This window comes from Kluyvera sp. EC_51, from assembly GCF_019584505.1.
Taxonomy (GTDB): domain Bacteria; phylum Pseudomonadota; class Gammaproteobacteria; order Enterobacterales; family Enterobacteriaceae; genus Kluyvera; species Kluyvera sichuanensis.
In genome coordinates this window covers 117,532-131,496 of sequence record NZ_VDAG01000085.1, presented here as the reverse complement: position 1 = coordinate 131,496, position 13,965 = coordinate 117,532, and the positions used below count along the sequence as shown (strand labels likewise).

Here is a 13,965-nt window from a genome sequence, read left to right as displayed (position 1 = left end):
GACATCATGCAGGAAACGACTATCGAAGCGCGTCTGGCTGAGCTTGAAAGCCGTCTGGCCTTTCAGGAGATCACCATTGATGACCTTAACATGACGGTCACAGCGCACGAGATGGAAATGGCGAAGCTGCGCGAACATCTGCGCCTGCTGACCGAAAAGCTCAAGGCCAGCCAGCCGTCAAACATGGCGTCACCGTCTGAAGAGACGCCACCACCTCATTATTGAGGCGTAAAAAAAGCGGGTATTCCCCGCTTTTTTTGTATCCATCGTTCTACAGAACGAGAGGGATTAGTGGCAACCGCAGCCGCCGTGACCTTTACCGCCACCGCCGCAGCAGCCTTCGCCGCCGTGGTCGTGACCGTGGTCATGGCCGTGACCGCCGCAGCAACCGTCGTGGTCGTGGTCATGATCGTGGTCGTGACCGTTCGCACCGTGAACGTGGCCATGAGCCAGTTCTTCTTCGGTTGCTTCGCGGATAGCAACAACTTCAACGTTGAACTTCAGGTTCTGGCCAGCCAGCATGTGGTTGCCGTCAACCACAACGTGGTCGTCTTCAACTTCGGTGATTTCAACCGGTACTGGACCTTGGTCAGTTTCAGCCAGGAAACGCATGCCAACCTGCAGTTCGTCAACGCCCATGAAGACGTCTTTAGGAACGCGCTGCACCAGGTTTTCGTCGTACTGACCGTAAGCGTCGTTAGCTTGAACAGCAACGTCGAATTTATCACCAACTTCGTGACCGTCCAGCGCGTTTTCCAGGCCGGAGATCAGGGAACCGTGACCATGCAGGTAGTCAAGCGGTGCACTTACCGGAGACTCATCAACCAATACACCGTCTTCTGTACGTACCTGATAGGCCAGGCTGACCACCAGGTCTTTTGCTACTTTCATGATATCTCCTGAGCATGGGAATATTTTAGTGGCGCAGATTGTAGCGGAATTCTACACCCGTGTACCCATAAGCTTAAAAAAAGACAGCACGGATCGCTACTCCGGATGAAAAATACCGATCACTTGTTCCTCTTTGCGAACGTGTTCGCGGGCTTCTTTATCCGCCTCACGCATCTGGTGTCCGCACTTAACGCACTCAACCACATCGATATTATTCTCGCGCCACATCGCCATTGAATCCTGGGCCTGACACGACGGGCACTTCGCGCCCGCGATAAAACGTTTACGTACCGCCATACTCACCTTCTATTCAAATTCGTCCCAGCCGTCCAGCTGCCGCCGCTCTTGTTGCATTTCGCGCTGGAAGATCTCCTCCAGCTCTCGTCTCGCTTCCCGCACGCGAGAAATTTGTTGGGTATCGCTGTGTACCGGCATCAGCTCACGCAGCATGCGCATATCCAGCCGCTTGAAGTGCAACTGTGCGCGCTGCGCCTGATGCGGGTGCATACCGGTGGAGATAAGCGCCTTGCGCCCCAGTTCCAGCGCACTGGAAAAGGTCTCACGGGAAAACTGTACCACGCCCGCCTGCAGCAGTTCGTGCGCCTCCACACGTCCTCGCGCACGGGCCATAATCTTCAGATGCGGGAAGTGCTGCTGGCAGATCTCCACCAGCTTCATGGTATCTTCCGGCTCGTTGCAGGTGATAACGATCGACTGCGCCTGCTCAGCGCCTGCCGAACGCAGCAATTCAACCTGGGTTGCATCACCGTAGTAAACCTTATAGCCGTATTTGCGCATCAGGTTAACCGCGCTGATATCGCGCTCTAGGACGGTGATCCGCAATTTGTTGGCCATCAGCAGGCGACCAATCACCTGCCCGAAGCGACCAAATCCCACCACAATCACCTGTGGCTTATCGTCATCCACCCACGGCGCTTCGTCTTCTTCTTCCGGCCCGTTAAAGCGGCGCGACAGCGTAAGGTCGACGAGCTTCATCAACAGCGGCGTGGTCATCATCGACAGCGTCACCACCACCAGCAGCAGCGACATCTGGTCGCCCTTAAAGACTTTAAACGACGAGGCTGCCGAGAAGAGCACAAAGGCGAACTCACCGCCCTGGCTCAGCACACCGGCAAACTGCATCCGCTCCGAACTGCGCATGCCGTGCAGATGCGCCAGCAGATACAGCACCAGCGTTTTCACCGCCACCAGCAATGCCACGCAGCCAATCACCACCAGCAGATGGGTGTAGAGCACGCCGAGGTTGAGCGACATCCCCACTGAGATAAAGAACAGCCCCAGCAGCAGACCTTTAAACGGCTCGATGGCAATTTCCAGCTCGTGGCGGTACTCACTTTCCGCCAGCAGGACGCCAGCGATAAAGGTGCCCAGCGCCATCGAGAGGCCCAGCGCGTCCATGAACAGCGCCGACCCCAGCACCAGCAGCAGCGTGGCGGCGGTAAAGACTTCGCGCACCCCGGAGCTGGCAATAAAACGAAATACCGGGCGTAACAGGTAGCGCCCGCCAATCAGCATGCCGCCGAAGGCCAGCACCTTTAAGCCGACGGTCTGCCAGTCAAAATGTTCGTCACCGGCACCAGCCAGCAGCGGCACCAGCGCCAGCGCGGGGATGACCGCCAGGTCCTGGAACAACAGCACCGAGAAGCCAAGCTGCCCGGATTCGCTGCGGTTCATCCCCTTCTCACGCATCAGTTGCAGCGCCATCGCGGTCGACGACATCGCAAGGCCAATCCCGCCAATCACCGCCGCCTGCCAGGAGAAATGGGTGAGCATCAACAGCCCGCCGAGGATCGTCGCGCTGAAAATCACCTGCGCCGCACCGATGCCAAAGATGGGGCGTCGTAGCTGCCATAGTTTGGCCGGGTTCAGTTCCAGTCCGATGATAAACATCAGGAACACCACGCCCAGCTCAGAGAAGTGAAGAATTTCATCCACATCGCTGATAAAGCCGAGCCCCCACGGGCCGATGGCGATCCCCGCCAGCAGATAACCTAATACCGCACCGATACCCAGCCGCGCTGCCAGTGGCACCGCGGCCACCGCCGCGAAAAGAAACAGCACTCCAGCCAGTAATAAATCAGAACCTTCCATCATCGCCCCCCTGCCGTTATCGGCGCAGCTAGCCAGTCGGCATAGGCTTTCGCATGGTTTGCCAGTTCATTGGGCGGCTGACGTCGCGCCCAGTAGATGATGATAGGGCTCAGCCAGTGCATATGACACATGGCGGCCGTCAGTTCGAACGGACGCAGAATGTCGCTCATCGGGTAGCGATTGAGCCCGTCATGGCGGTAAGCGCTTTCCGGCTCCCCGGTGGTAATCACGCTACGCCAGTACTTTCCTTCCAGCTGATTTCCCCCGATGCCGCTGGCGAAACCACGGCTCAGCACACGGTCCAGCCACTCTTTCAAGAGCGACGGGCAGCTGTAGGTATAAAGAGGATGTTGAAACACGATGACATCATGTTCGCGCAGCAGCGCCTGCTCGCGAGGGATATCGATAAAAAAATCAGGGTAGTGCGCGTAGAGATCGTGCACGGTTACGTTGCTTAACTGCGAAGCCGGTTTAAGCAAAACCCGGTTAGCGACCGAGTCCTGTGATTCCGGATGGGCATAGACAAGCAGTACTTTCGCCGTCTGTGACATCATTCCCCTCCCGGGCGTCAATCACATCCTCTTTCTGGTAGCTGAACGCAACCGGAATGATTTTGTGTATAGTCATCGTTTTGGGCTACCATTGCGGCCCGGTCTAGCGATTCGCTTACCACATTACATTACCACAATGACAATTTAACATATTCAGAACATACGGCGCCTTATGATTGTTTTCTCCTCGTTACAAATTCGTCGCGGCGTGCGCGTCCTGCTGGATAACGCATCGGCCACCATCAACCCAGGGCAGAAAGTCGGTCTGGTGGGGAAAAACGGCTGCGGCAAATCCACACTGCTGGCGCTGCTGAAAAACGAGATAAGCGCCGACGGCGGCAATTTTACCTATCCGAGCAGTTGGCAGTTGGCGTGGGTAAACCAGGAAACGCCTGCGCTGCCGCAGCCTGCTCTGGACTATGTCATTGACGGTGACCGTGAATACCGCCAGCTCGAAGCCCAGTTAAACGATGCCAACGAACGCGATGATGGCCACGCCATTGCAACCGTTCACGGCAAACTGGACGCGATTGATGCGTGGACCATCCGCTCTCGCGCCTCCAGCCTGCTGCACGGCCTCGGCTTCAGCAACGAACAGCTCGACCGCCCGGTCAGCGACTTCTCGGGCGGCTGGCGTATGCGCCTCAACCTGGCGCAAGCGCTGATTTGTCGATCCGACCTGCTGCTGCTCGATGAACCGACCAACCACCTGGACCTCGATGCGGTTATCTGGCTGGAAAGATGGCTCAAAAGCTATCAGGGTACGCTGATCCTGATTTCCCACGACCGCGACTTCCTCGATCCGGTCATCGACAAGATTATTCATATCGAACAGGAAACGATGTTCGAGTACACCGGCAACTACAGCTCGTTTGAGGTGCAGCGCGCGACCCGCCTCGCTCAGCAACAGGCGATGTACGAAAGCCAGCAGGAGCGCGTGGCGCATCTGCAAAGCTATATCGACCGTTTCCGCGCCAAGGCCACCAAGGCTAAGCAGGCGCAGAGCCGTATCAAAATGCTCGAGCGTATGGAGCTGATTGCCCCGGCCCACGTCGATAACCCGTTCCACTTCAGCTTCCGCGCGCCGGAAAGCCTGCCGAACCCACTGCTGAAGATGGAAAAGGTCAGCGCCGGCTACGGTGACCGCACCATTCTGGAATCTATCAAACTGAACCTGGTACCGGGCTCGCGTATCGGCCTGCTGGGCCGCAACGGCGCGGGTAAATCAACGCTGATTAAGCTGCTGGCAGGCGAGCTCGAACCGCTACACGGCGAGATTGGCCTCGCCAAAGGTATTAAGTTAGGTTACTTCGCCCAGCATCAGCTGGAATTCCTGCGCGCGGATGAATCCCCACTGCAGCATCTGGCCCGTATGGCACCGCAGGAGCTGGAGCAGAAGCTGCGTGATTACCTTGGCGGCTTCGGCTTCCAGGGCGATAAAGTCACCGAGCAAACCGCCCGTTTCTCCGGCGGCGAGAAAGCCCGTCTGGTGCTGGCGCTGATCGTCTGGCAGCGCCCGAACCTGCTGCTGCTCGATGAACCGACTAACCACCTTGACCTCGATATGCGTCAGGCGCTGACCGAAGCATTAATCGACTTCGAAGGCGCGCTGGTTGTGGTCTCGCACGACCGTCACCTGATTCGTTCCACTACCGACGATCTCTATCTGGTGCATGATAAGAAGGTCGAACCGTTCGACGGCGACCTGGAAGATTATCAGCAGTGGCTGAGCGACGTGCAGAAGCTGGAAAACCAGGCCGACGACGCGCCGAAAGAGAACAACGCCAACAGCGCTCAGTCGCGTAAAGACCAGAAGCGCCGCGAAGCGGAACTGCGCACCCTAACCCAGCCGCTGCGTAAAGAGATTACCCGTCTGGAAAAAGAGATGGAGAAGCTCAACGCGCAGTTGGCGAAGGCAGAAGAGAAGCTCGGCGACAGCGGTCTGTATGAACCCGGCCGTAAAGCCGAAATGACCGAATGCTTACAGCTGCAGGCCAGCGCCAAGTCCGGGCTGGAAGCGTGTGAAATGGCATGGCTCGAGGCGCAGGAGCAGCTTGAGCAGATGATGCAAAACGACTGATTGCCTGAGGCGGACGATGAACCTGTCACTCACCGACGATATTACCTTCCGCAAGCTGACCATCTTCATGACCTTTATGGAGAAGGGTAACATCGCCCGCACCGCCGAGGCGCTGAACATCAGCGGCGTCAGCGTTCACCGGGCGCTGCACACGCTGGAAGAAAACGTTCGTTGTCCGCTGTTCGTGCACAAAGGGCGTAATCTTATCGCCCAGCCCGCGGCGTGGACGCTGCTGGAGTACTGCCAGGAAGTCACCCAGTTGATGGAGCGCGGTCTGGAAGAGACGCGCAAAACAGCAGGGGTTGGCCAGGGGCGTTTACGCGTCGGTACGCTTTACTCGCTGACGCTGGAGACGGTGCCACACCTGATTATGGGCATGAAGCTGCGCCGCCCGGATCTGGAACTCGATCTCACAATGGGCTCCAACGAAGCGCTGTTGAAGATGCTGGAAGATGGCGTGCTGGACGCCATTCTCATCTCCATCTCCGAAAGCGAAATCGACCGCAACAGCCTCGAAGTCCTCCCTCTGTTCCACGACGATATCTACCTCGCTGCACCCATGTCCGCCACGCTGGACGCCACCATGAAAGCGGATCTGCGCCACTATCGTAACGAGAAGTTTGTCTCGCTAGCGGAAGGGTTTGCGACCTATGCCGGTTTCCAGGAAGCGTTTCATATCGCCGGGTTTGAGCCGGAAATCGTGACCCGCGTAAACGACATATTCTCAATGCTCAGTCTGGTACAGGCTGGGGTGGGGTTCTGTTTGATGCCGGGGCGAATGAAGAAGATGTATGAGAATACCGTGAAGCTGCAAAAGCTCGCTGAGCCCTATCAGATGCAGCAGCTTATCGCGATTGTCTTTGCCCGTAACCGCGAGCGCGACCCAAGCCTGCTGGCGCTGGCCGCCGAAGGGCGCATGTACGCCAGAACGCTGAACCAGAACGCCTGATTTGCCGGATCTGCGTATCACAATGCAGCCCGGACGAGACGTGAAACGTCGACTCCGGGGAAGTCCCGGCGTCGCTTCGTTCGGCCGGGCTACTACGGTAAATGCTGACTACGACCGCAGGCGTTTCGCCAGATGCGCGGCAACATCCACGCCGCTGCGCTCCAGAGAAATAGACTCCCCTTCCCACGCCGCCTGCCGCGTCAAGCAGGTCAGGATGCCGCCGGGTGGCATTTCAATCGCCAGCCGCGCTTCGCGTTCGTTAGCGGAGATAACCGCCTCCTGCCAGCGCACCGTGCGTGCCATATTCATCGCCAGATCGTCAGCAATACGCTCCGGCTGCCACAGCACACGACCGGTACTGCCGCTCAGATAGGCGTAGCGCGGGCGGGAAAGCGTCACATGGCTGAACGCCTCAACCAGCTTTTGCGCAGGCCTGGCGAGCAGTTCACAGTGTGACGGCACGCTCACGGCCAGGCGAGGTGCCTTGCTGGCCCCTTTCGCCATCGCGCGTTTTGCCACATCTGCCATCGCGTCATCAGGGCCGGCAATCACAATCTGCGTTTCGGCATTCAGGTTAGCAATATAGGTGCCGCTGCCTGCCACCAGGCTTTCCACCTGAGCGAGCGTCAGCCCCATAATTGCCGTCAGACCGTAGCCGTGCGGATAGGCCTGCTCCATTAAGTCGCCGCGCAGCGCCACCAGCGTCAACGCGTCGGCAAAATCAAGCGCACCGGCAACCACCGCCGCCGGGTAGGCGCCAATGGAGAGCCCGCTGACGATATCCGGTACCACGCCACGACGCTCCAGCTCACGCGCCCAGGCGACGCCAGCAATCAGCAGAGACAGCTGAACCGCTCGGGTATGTTTCAGCGCTTCAGAGCTATCCAGTGAATCAACTTCAGCGCCCAGCACGTCACGTGCCTGGGCCAGCACCGTCCCCGGTAGGTTTTGCAGCATACCTTCATGCTGCGTCCCCTGCCCCGGGAAGGTAAACAGAATTTTCATGACTCCTCCCTGCCCCACGGATCGCGAACCAGTTGCGGCCCCTGTGAGGTTTTTAACAGCGCTTTTCCATCCCGCAGCCATTCATTGAGGGCAAATCCACCGCGCGGGGTATCCACCTGGGTATCCGCCCGGCATAGCCCGCCCGTCAGCTGCTGCTGCCACTTCTCCAGCGCTTCTCGGGAGAGCGGCTGCGGCGCGCGGATCAGTAGATCCAGATCGCTTGCCGCGTGGATCACCGGGATCCCGGTTGCCAGCGCATAGCCGGTACTGCCAGTAATGCCCCACGTCCACGGCCACGCCTGCTGCGCCAATAACAAAGCCACCTGAAGCGGTGGCTGAGAGATAAAGGGCGAACGCAGGAGCGACAGCGGGTCCACCAGCGATTCCGGCGTGCAGACGCGGACGACCGCCCCTGCTTTCACCCAACCGGCGGCACGCTGGTCGCGCTTCATCCCGCGGACGCCCACGGGAATGCGCCCCTGCGCATCAACATCACGTCGCACCACCACCGGCAGGCCGCTATGCCAGACGGTATCCACCCAGGATTCCGTGACATCTTCAAGCGCGTCGCGCGCGTTCAGCCAGATAAGGTCGTGTGGACGTAATGTTGTGCTCATGATTTAGATTCCTGAAGTCAGCGAGATAAACAGCGGCAGCGACAGGATACACAGTACGGAGCTCAACAGCAGCACGGCTTCTGCATCCGGCGACTGCACGCCAAATCGGTTACCGAATACCACACCGAAGAAACCAGCGGACAGCGCAATCATCAGAATAGCGGTGATCGCCACGGAACCATGCAGGCCAAAAATCAGCACGATACCCCAGGCAATAGCCGGTTGAATCAGCAGTTTGGCGATGGTTGAGGTAATCACCACGGTGTTGATCTGCAGTTTACGCGCAGAGAGGATCACACCGGTCAGGAACAGCGCCGCTGCGGTAGCAGACAGACCCAGCGGTTTGATCGCCGCCAGCACCAGTTCCGGCATTTTGATGCCAATTGCGGAGAGGATAACCCCCAGCAGCGGGCCCATCACGATTGGTTTTTTAATCGAGCGCCACATCAGTACCGGCAGCATGGAGAGCGTAGAGCCGGAGTTACCGCCTTCAGCACGTGCTTTTTCACGTTCGAGGATCAGCAAGCAGAACGGCGTCATCAGCACGGAACCACAGGCAATGGAAACGGCAACGGACAGCGACGTCGAAGACGCTTCACCCAGCACGCTGCCCAGAATCGGCAGACCCAGCGCGGCGTAGTTTGGCAGCGCCACGGTCAGGGTCAGTACGGCGGCATCCTGTGGGGACTTTTTGAAGACGTTGGTCGCCATAAAGTAGATGGCGGCATAGGTAATCCACATCGCCAGGGTCAGTACCAGAATCAGCGGCGACTGGGCGACGATACCCGCCCACGGTGTTTGTACCGTGGCGCTGAACAGCGCGGCTGGCAAGGCAAAGTCCATCACGAAGATATTGAGCAGGGAGACATTTTTGTTATCGACCATTTTGGCCTTACCGGCCCAGAATCCCAGCAGCATGATGACGAAAATCGGAGCAAGAGCATGAACAATTACGTAAGTCATATTTCACCTGTAATGAAAAAAAGTTAGCACTGGCGCGATGATTATTATTTTTCAGATGCAGGAGCCCTCATGGGCGCGGGGAAGCGCCCATGGAGCCGTACATCCGGCAGGTCTCTTTTTTTACTTACCAGCTTGCTCGCATGCGTTCGCGTACGAGGGCAGAGCTGCGGCGGTTGTCAGCGCCCAGACGGCTTTTCAGCGTTGGGTCCTGACGAGCGTCGTTGATGGCCTTTTGCAGGGTGTTTTTCACCAGCGCCAGGTCTTGTGCAGATGGGGCATCCGGATTGCTGATATCCAGCAGGTTTTCCAGCAGCCCCAGGGTGGCGTAGTTACTGATGTCATACGCCATCGGCGGAATGGTTGCCGCCAGTTTTTCCAGCGCCTCAACGGTACGCAGGGTAATGCGTGCCGCGGATTCTTTGCCCATCGCGTGGATCAGTACGCCTTTGTCGTTAAAAGCGATCAGACGGTTTGCCTGATAACCGTGTGCCAGAAACGCACCGGACATCGCTTTACCGACGATAAGGCCAATCACCGGGTGACCTGCCAGACGCGCATTGGCATACGCCGCTGCGGCACCGGCCAGCGCCTGGTGAATACCAAAGCCTTCTTCACGACGACCATAGGCCTGGCTGGCGACGTCAATCACCGCTACAATCGGGCGTTTCACCGCGCTGTTGGCATCGGCGGCGACGGTTTCGCTCACCACTTTTGCCAGCGTCCAGCCTTCCAGCAGACCCACTTCGCCTTTGGTGGCACGCGGGTAGTGGTTGTGGGCATCAGGAACGACGGCGATAAAACGCACGGCTTCACCGTTCAGCTCACCATCAGCGGCCTGCACGGATGGGCACAGCCCTGCAATACGTTTGGCACCTGGAACCAGCGTTTCCAGCCATAATTCGCCACGGCTAATTACGTTACTCATCATTTCACCTCCCGGGCGAAGAGCGCTTTAATCTGTTCTGAATCGGCCTGTTTACGGGTGTCGAAGTGGCTCAGGCGATCGAGATACCAGTCGTAGTTATCGGTGCGATGTTGTGCCGGAACGCCTTTCTCCAGCGCCTCGTTCATGGCGGCTTTCACCGCGTTCACGCCGTCGTTAACCAACGCTTCAACCAGCCCGCTTTGGTAGCGAACTTCACCACCGGTCATGCTCCAGATAAACGGACGGTCGCGGGAGTCGTACTCTTCAATCCCGGCTTCCTGTTCGATAACCTGCGGGCCGTTCAGGCCAAGACGCGCTTCGCGGGTCACAATCAGATAGCTGCACAGCGCCGCGGCGATGGACATCCCACCGAAGCAGCCCACGGTACCGGCCACAATGCCAACGACCGGGGTATAACGACGCAGGTCAACAATCGCCGCATGAATGTCGGCAATCGCCGCCAGACCGAGGTTGGCTTCCTGCAGACGAACGCCGCCGGTTTCCAGGCTCAGTACCGCCTGGGTAGGAATGCCGTTACGGTTATCTTCCGCCGCCAGCTCCAGTGCGGCCGCCATTTTGGCACCAGACACTTCGCCCATGCTGCCGCCCTGGAATGCGCCTTCAATCGCCACCACAACAGCCGGTTTGCCGTTGATAGTGCCTTTGGCTACCACCATGCCGTCATCGGCCTGCGGAACAATGCCCTGCGCCCCCAGCCACGGCGACATCACGCCTTCAAACGGGTCGAGCAGTTCACGGTAGCTGCCTTCATCCAGCAGCGCATGCGCACGCTGGCGCGCTTTTAATTCGATAAAACTGCGATCATCACGCATAGCTCACCTCTTCAAAAACCTGTTCGATACGGATGCGCGCCACGCCCGGCGTCGCGCCGAAGTCGTGAATAGTCAGTTTGCCTGCCGGCAGGCTGCTGACCGTTTGCAGACGGTTGAACAGCGCTTCCCAGCGGCTGGTGCTGTTATCGACAGAAGTGGTGATATCAATGGTTAACGTCTGGCTCTGGTCGGCGGTGAATAACACCTCCATATCCCCGGAGCCCACAACGCCTGCCAGCGCTTTGCCGCTTAAGGTGCGGCTGGCCGGTACGGTTAACGTAATGTGTTCCATAACATCCTCTTAATGCTTTAAATAAGGCGATTCGACGTGATTTCGACGCGATCGAGAAACAGCGTGGCGGCAAGCAGGTCGGCAGCGCCGCCCGGTGAAGCGTTCAGCGCCAGCATCTGGCTATCCAGTTCCGCCAATGCCGCCTGACCTGCCGGATGCGCGCTACCGCCCGCATTCAGCACCGCACGGGCGCCGTCCTGCATGGCATCAAGCCCTTCCAGCCCTGCGCGAGACAGCACGCAGGTATCGGTCAGCGAGGTCATGATGGCCATCAGCGCATCCAGCCTCGCGTGCGTCTCGCTACTACCGTGCAGGCGGCTTAAACGCAGCTGCGGCAGCGCACGCTGCATCACGTGCGGAAACGCCTGCTGAGCTTCTTCGCGAGCGCCCGGTACACGATAACGATGCGTCGCGCGAAGCCCTTTGCTGAAGACCTTCGGCGCAGCGTTATCCGGCAGTTTCGCCAGTTCCGCAGCGGTGGTGGCTATCTGCTGCGCGCCACCGGTACCGCCGTGCATCGCCACGGCGCTCACCAGCAACCCCAGCGCCCAAATCGCGCCGCGGTGGGTATTCACGCCGTTGGTCGCGGCCATCATCTGCTGCTCGCCTTCACGGCCGAGTCGCCCTATGGTTTGTCTGAGCGCGATATCCACTGGACGCTGCCAGCTTTGTTGCGCCAGCGCCTGAAACGTGGAGGTCAGGCTGTGCGCGGAGCGCTCCATCAACGCCAACGATAAATCGTGGTGTGCGCCGTTCCCCCGACTGTCCACCAGACCGGGTTTCGGGCTTAATCGTGCTTCGTCAATCAGACACTGCGTGGCGGTTCGCGCCAGCCATTCGGCACCGCCTTCAACCTGAATCTGGGGCAGAAGTTTCATTACCAGCTCCGGAATTTCGCAGGTGGGTTGTAAAGACCGCCGGACCATTCCACCAGGTCAGCGACGCTACCGGCCGCCAGCAGCGAACGGGTCGCGTCGGTACGACGAATGCCCATATCTTCCGGATAAACCACCTTGCCGCTCTGACGCAGTTCGGCAACGCGCTTAGCGTCAACGCCCAGGCCGATATCGGTGATACCCGCAACCGCAGCGACCATTGCACGGCGCTCTTCAAGGTCTTTGGCACGATAGAGGTAGGCGATACCTTCTTCCGTCAGCACGTGGGTCACGTCGTCGCCGTAGATCATCACCGGAGCCAGCGGCATCCCAGAGGATTTGGCCACTTCTACAGCATCGAGTTTTTCGACGAAGGTTGGCTTCACGCCCGCCTGGAAGGTTTCGACCATCTGCACCACCAGTTTTTTACCGCGCTGCATTGGGTCTGGTTCAGTGATCATGTTCAGCCAGGCTGGCGTCGCATGACGACGGCCGTGCGGGTCATGACCCATGTTTGGCGCGCCACCGAAGCCGGAAAGACGACCGCGGGTCACAGTGGAGGAGTTGGCGTAGCCATCAACCTGCAGGGTGGAGCCGATAAACATATCCACCGCGTACTGACCTGCCAGCTGGCAGAAGGCGCGGTTAGAACGCATCGAGCCGTCGGAACCGGTAAAGAAGATGTCTGGACGGGCGCGGATGTACTCTTCCATCCCCAGCTCGCCGCCGAAGCAGTGCACGCTTTCTACCCAGCCGCTCTCAATCGCTGGAATCAGCGTTGGATGCGGGTTCAGCGTCCAGTGTTTACAGATTTTGCCTTTCAGGCCGAGCTGTTCGCCGTAGGTTGGCAGCAGCAGTTCGATAGCGGCGGTGTTAAAGCCGATACCGTGGTTCAGCGACTGAACCTGATGTTCTGCGTAGATGCCTTTAATCGCCATCATCGCCATCAGGATGTGTTCCTGTTTGATGAGACGCGGGTCGCGGGTAAACAGCGGTTCGATAAAGAACGGCTTGTCGGCTACAACGACGAAGTCAACCCAGGAGCCCGGGATATCAACGCGCGGCAGGTCACATTCGTCGTCCACCAGCTCGTTCACCTGTGCGATGACGATGCCATCGTGGAACGCGGCGGCTTCAACTAACGCAGGGGTATCTTCGGTGCTCGCCCCGGTATAGAGGTTACCTTTGCGGTCGGCTTTAAAACCGGCAATCAGCGCGACGTTCGGCGACAGGTCAACGTACAGACGGGAATAGAGTTCGATGTAGGTATGGATGGCACCGATTTCCAGCAGACCATCTTCCAGCAGCTGCGAAATACGCAGGCTCTGGGTACCGGAGAAGGAGAAGTCCAGCTTGCGGGCGATCCCTTTTTCGAAGATATCCAGATGCTCGCTGCGGCCGACGCTCGGCATAATCATGTGCAGGTCGTGCACAATCTGCGGGTTAACCTCTGCCAGCATGCGAGACAAGAAGTCTGCCTGCTTTTGGTTATTCCCCTCTAATACCACGCGGTCACCCGGCGCGATCAGTTTTTCCAGCATTGCGGTCAGGTCTGCGGTCGGCAGAACCTTGCCCTGCACCGGTACGGAAGCCAGACGTCGCTGCTTTTCGGTGCGACGTGTGTTCCAGACGCGTGCTGGTGTTTGCCCAGATAACATTATTAACCTCCTGATTCAGCTAATCATTTTGATTGCTTAACACTGAAAAGATTGTGCACCCTGGCGAGAAAGTCATCAATTAAGCGTAGGAAAGAATCATTAGCCTGAGAGTAATAATTGAAGTAACAATTTGTGATTAAGATCAGATCCTGGCGGGATAAAAACGACTACCGATGCCTCATTTTCATAAACACGATGGCAAAGTGACGGTATA

The 13,965-nt window shown here is 58.2% G+C and carries 15 protein-coding genes; 3 read left to right on the top strand and 12 right to left on the bottom strand.

All coding sequences use genetic code 11. The features are described from left to right. Positions 1 to 6 precede the first annotated feature (6 nt). Positions 7 to 225: a protein SlyX gene (locus FHC49_RS15565; RefSeq protein ID WP_185668957.1), complete on the top strand. Its 219-nt coding sequence runs from the start codon at positions 7 to 9 to the stop codon at positions 223 to 225. Positions 226 to 288: 63 nt separating this feature from the next. On the opposite strand, the gene slyD is transcribed toward FHC49_RS15565, so the two are convergent. The 4 genes from slyD to kefG all read right to left on the bottom strand — a co-directional run bounded on the left by slyD (position 289) and on the right by kefG (position 3,554). Next, positions 289 to 891 carry a peptidylprolyl isomerase gene (gene slyD, locus FHC49_RS15560; RefSeq protein ID WP_035894370.1) on the bottom strand — a complete coding sequence of 201 codons (603 nt, stop codon included), beginning with the start codon at positions 889 to 891 and terminating at the stop codon, positions 289 to 291. A 96-nt stretch (positions 892 to 987) separates the two neighbouring features. Next, positions 988 to 1,188, bottom strand: a complete 201-nt coding sequence (locus tag FHC49_RS15555; protein ID WP_035894371.1) for a YheV family putative zinc ribbon protein — start codon at positions 1,186 to 1,188, stop codon at positions 988 to 990. A 9-nt stretch (positions 1,189 to 1,197) separates the two neighbouring features. After that, the gene (gene kefB / locus FHC49_RS15550; protein ID WP_185669006.1) at positions 1,198 to 3,003 is read right to left on the bottom strand and encodes a glutathione-regulated potassium-efflux system protein KefB; all 1,806 of its coding nucleotides are present in this window, start codon (positions 3,001 to 3,003) and stop codon (positions 1,198 to 1,200) included. Beyond that, complete coding sequence (kefG, locus tag FHC49_RS15545) at positions 3,003 to 3,554, bottom strand: glutathione-regulated potassium-efflux system ancillary protein KefG (RefSeq protein WP_220440272.1); 552 nt, start codon at positions 3,552 to 3,554, stop codon at positions 3,003 to 3,005. The genes kefB and kefG overlap by 1 nt, the downstream gene beginning before the upstream one ends. Before the next feature lie 172 nt (positions 3,555 to 3,726). On the opposite strand from kefG, the gene FHC49_RS15540 reads away from it, so the two are divergent. Further along, entirely contained in the window at positions 3,727 to 5,634 is a 1,908-nt protein-coding gene (locus tag FHC49_RS15540; protein ID WP_220440259.1) for an ABC transporter ATP-binding protein, read from the top strand. A gap of 16 nt (positions 5,635 to 5,650) precedes the next feature. Next, positions 5,651 to 6,583: a LysR family transcriptional regulator gene (locus FHC49_RS15535; protein WP_220440258.1), complete on the top strand. Its 933-nt coding sequence runs from the start codon at positions 5,651 to 5,653 to the stop codon at positions 6,581 to 6,583. 108 nt (positions 6,584 to 6,691) lie between these two features. On the opposite strand, the gene mdcH is transcribed toward FHC49_RS15535, so the two are convergent. The 8 genes from mdcH to mdcA all read right to left on the bottom strand — a co-directional run bounded on the left by mdcH (position 6,692) and on the right by mdcA (position 13,751). After that, complete coding sequence (gene mdcH, locus FHC49_RS15530; RefSeq protein ID WP_220440257.1) at positions 6,692 to 7,588, bottom strand: malonate decarboxylase subunit epsilon; 897 nt, start codon at positions 7,586 to 7,588, stop codon at positions 6,692 to 6,694. Continuing rightward, positions 7,585 to 8,205: a malonate decarboxylase holo-ACP synthase gene (locus tag FHC49_RS15525; protein ID WP_185668961.1), complete on the bottom strand. Its 621-nt coding sequence runs from the start codon at positions 8,203 to 8,205 to the stop codon at positions 7,585 to 7,587. Before FHC49_RS15525 ends, mdcH begins: the two co-directional genes overlap by 4 nt. 3 nt (positions 8,206 to 8,208) lie before the next feature. Next, complete coding sequence (locus tag FHC49_RS15520; protein WP_185668962.1) at positions 8,209 to 9,168, bottom strand: AEC family transporter; 960 nt, start codon at positions 9,166 to 9,168, stop codon at positions 8,209 to 8,211. 124 nt (positions 9,169 to 9,292) lie between these two features. Then, entirely contained in the window at positions 9,293 to 10,093 is an 801-nt protein-coding gene (gene mdcE / locus FHC49_RS15515; protein ID WP_220440271.1) for a biotin-independent malonate decarboxylase subunit gamma, read from the bottom strand. After that, positions 10,093 to 10,926 carry a biotin-independent malonate decarboxylase subunit beta gene (locus FHC49_RS15510; RefSeq protein ID WP_220440256.1) on the bottom strand — a complete coding sequence of 278 codons (834 nt, stop codon included), beginning with the start codon at positions 10,924 to 10,926 and terminating at the stop codon, positions 10,093 to 10,095. Before FHC49_RS15510 ends, mdcE begins: the two co-directional genes overlap by 1 nt. Then, on the bottom strand, positions 10,919 to 11,218 hold the full coding sequence (gene mdcC / locus FHC49_RS15505) for a malonate decarboxylase acyl carrier protein (RefSeq protein WP_185668964.1): 300 nt from the start codon (positions 11,216 to 11,218) through the stop codon (positions 10,919 to 10,921). Before mdcC ends, FHC49_RS15510 begins: the two co-directional genes overlap by 8 nt. 17 nt (positions 11,219 to 11,235) lie before the next feature. Further along, the gene (locus FHC49_RS15500; RefSeq protein WP_220440255.1) at positions 11,236 to 12,096 is read right to left on the bottom strand and encodes a triphosphoribosyl-dephospho-CoA synthase; all 861 of its coding nucleotides are present in this window, start codon (positions 12,094 to 12,096) and stop codon (positions 11,236 to 11,238) included. Next, a complete protein-coding gene (gene mdcA, locus FHC49_RS15495) occupies positions 12,096 to 13,751 on the bottom strand; it encodes a malonate decarboxylase subunit alpha (protein ID WP_185668966.1) in 1,656 nt (551 codons plus the stop codon). The genes FHC49_RS15500 and mdcA overlap by 1 nt, the downstream gene beginning before the upstream one ends. Positions 13,752 to 13,965: the final 214 nt, after the last annotated feature.

Excerpts from the sequence above, each read along its gene's own strand:
- FHC49_RS15565 (WP_185668957.1), top strand. The coding sequence starts at position 7 with ATGCAGGAAACGACTATCGAAGCGCGTCTGGCTGAGCTTGAAAGCCGT.
- slyD (WP_035894370.1), bottom strand. The coding sequence starts at position 891 with ATGAAAGTAGCAAAAGACCTGGTGGTCAGCCTGGCCTATCAGGTACGT.
- FHC49_RS15555 (WP_035894371.1), bottom strand. The coding sequence starts at position 1,188 with ATGGCGGTACGTAAACGTTTTATCGCGGGCGCGAAGTGCCCGTCGTGT.
- kefB (WP_185669006.1), bottom strand. The coding sequence starts at position 3,003 with ATGGAAGGTTCTGATTTATTACTGGCTGGAGTGCTGTTTCTTTTCGCG.
- kefG (WP_220440272.1), bottom strand. The coding sequence starts at position 3,554 with ATGTCACAGACGGCGAAAGTACTGCTTGTCTATGCCCATCCGGAATCA.
- FHC49_RS15540 (WP_220440259.1), top strand. The coding sequence starts at position 3,727 with ATGATTGTTTTCTCCTCGTTACAAATTCGTCGCGGCGTGCGCGTCCTG.
- FHC49_RS15535 (WP_220440258.1), top strand. The coding sequence starts at position 5,651 with ATGAACCTGTCACTCACCGACGATATTACCTTCCGCAAGCTGACCATC.
- mdcH (WP_220440257.1), bottom strand. The coding sequence starts at position 7,588 with ATGAAAATTCTGTTTACCTTCCCGGGGCAGGGGACGCAGCATGAAGGT.
- FHC49_RS15525 (WP_185668961.1), bottom strand. The coding sequence starts at position 8,205 with ATGAGCACAACATTACGTCCACACGACCTTATCTGGCTGAACGCGCGC.
- FHC49_RS15520 (WP_185668962.1), bottom strand. The coding sequence starts at position 9,168 with ATGACTTACGTAATTGTTCATGCTCTTGCTCCGATTTTCGTCATCATG.
- mdcE (WP_220440271.1), bottom strand. The coding sequence starts at position 10,093 with ATGAGTAACGTAATTAGCCGTGGCGAATTATGGCTGGAAACGCTGGTT.
- FHC49_RS15510 (WP_220440256.1), bottom strand. The coding sequence starts at position 10,926 with ATGCGTGATGATCGCAGTTTTATCGAATTAAAAGCGCGCCAGCGTGCG.
- mdcC (WP_185668964.1), bottom strand. The coding sequence starts at position 11,218 with ATGGAACACATTACGTTAACCGTACCGGCCAGCCGCACCTTAAGCGGC.
- FHC49_RS15500 (WP_220440255.1), bottom strand. The coding sequence starts at position 12,096 with ATGAAACTTCTGCCCCAGATTCAGGTTGAAGGCGGTGCCGAATGGCTG.
- mdcA (WP_185668966.1), bottom strand. The coding sequence starts at position 13,751 with ATGTTATCTGGGCAAACACCAGCACGCGTCTGGAACACACGTCGCACC.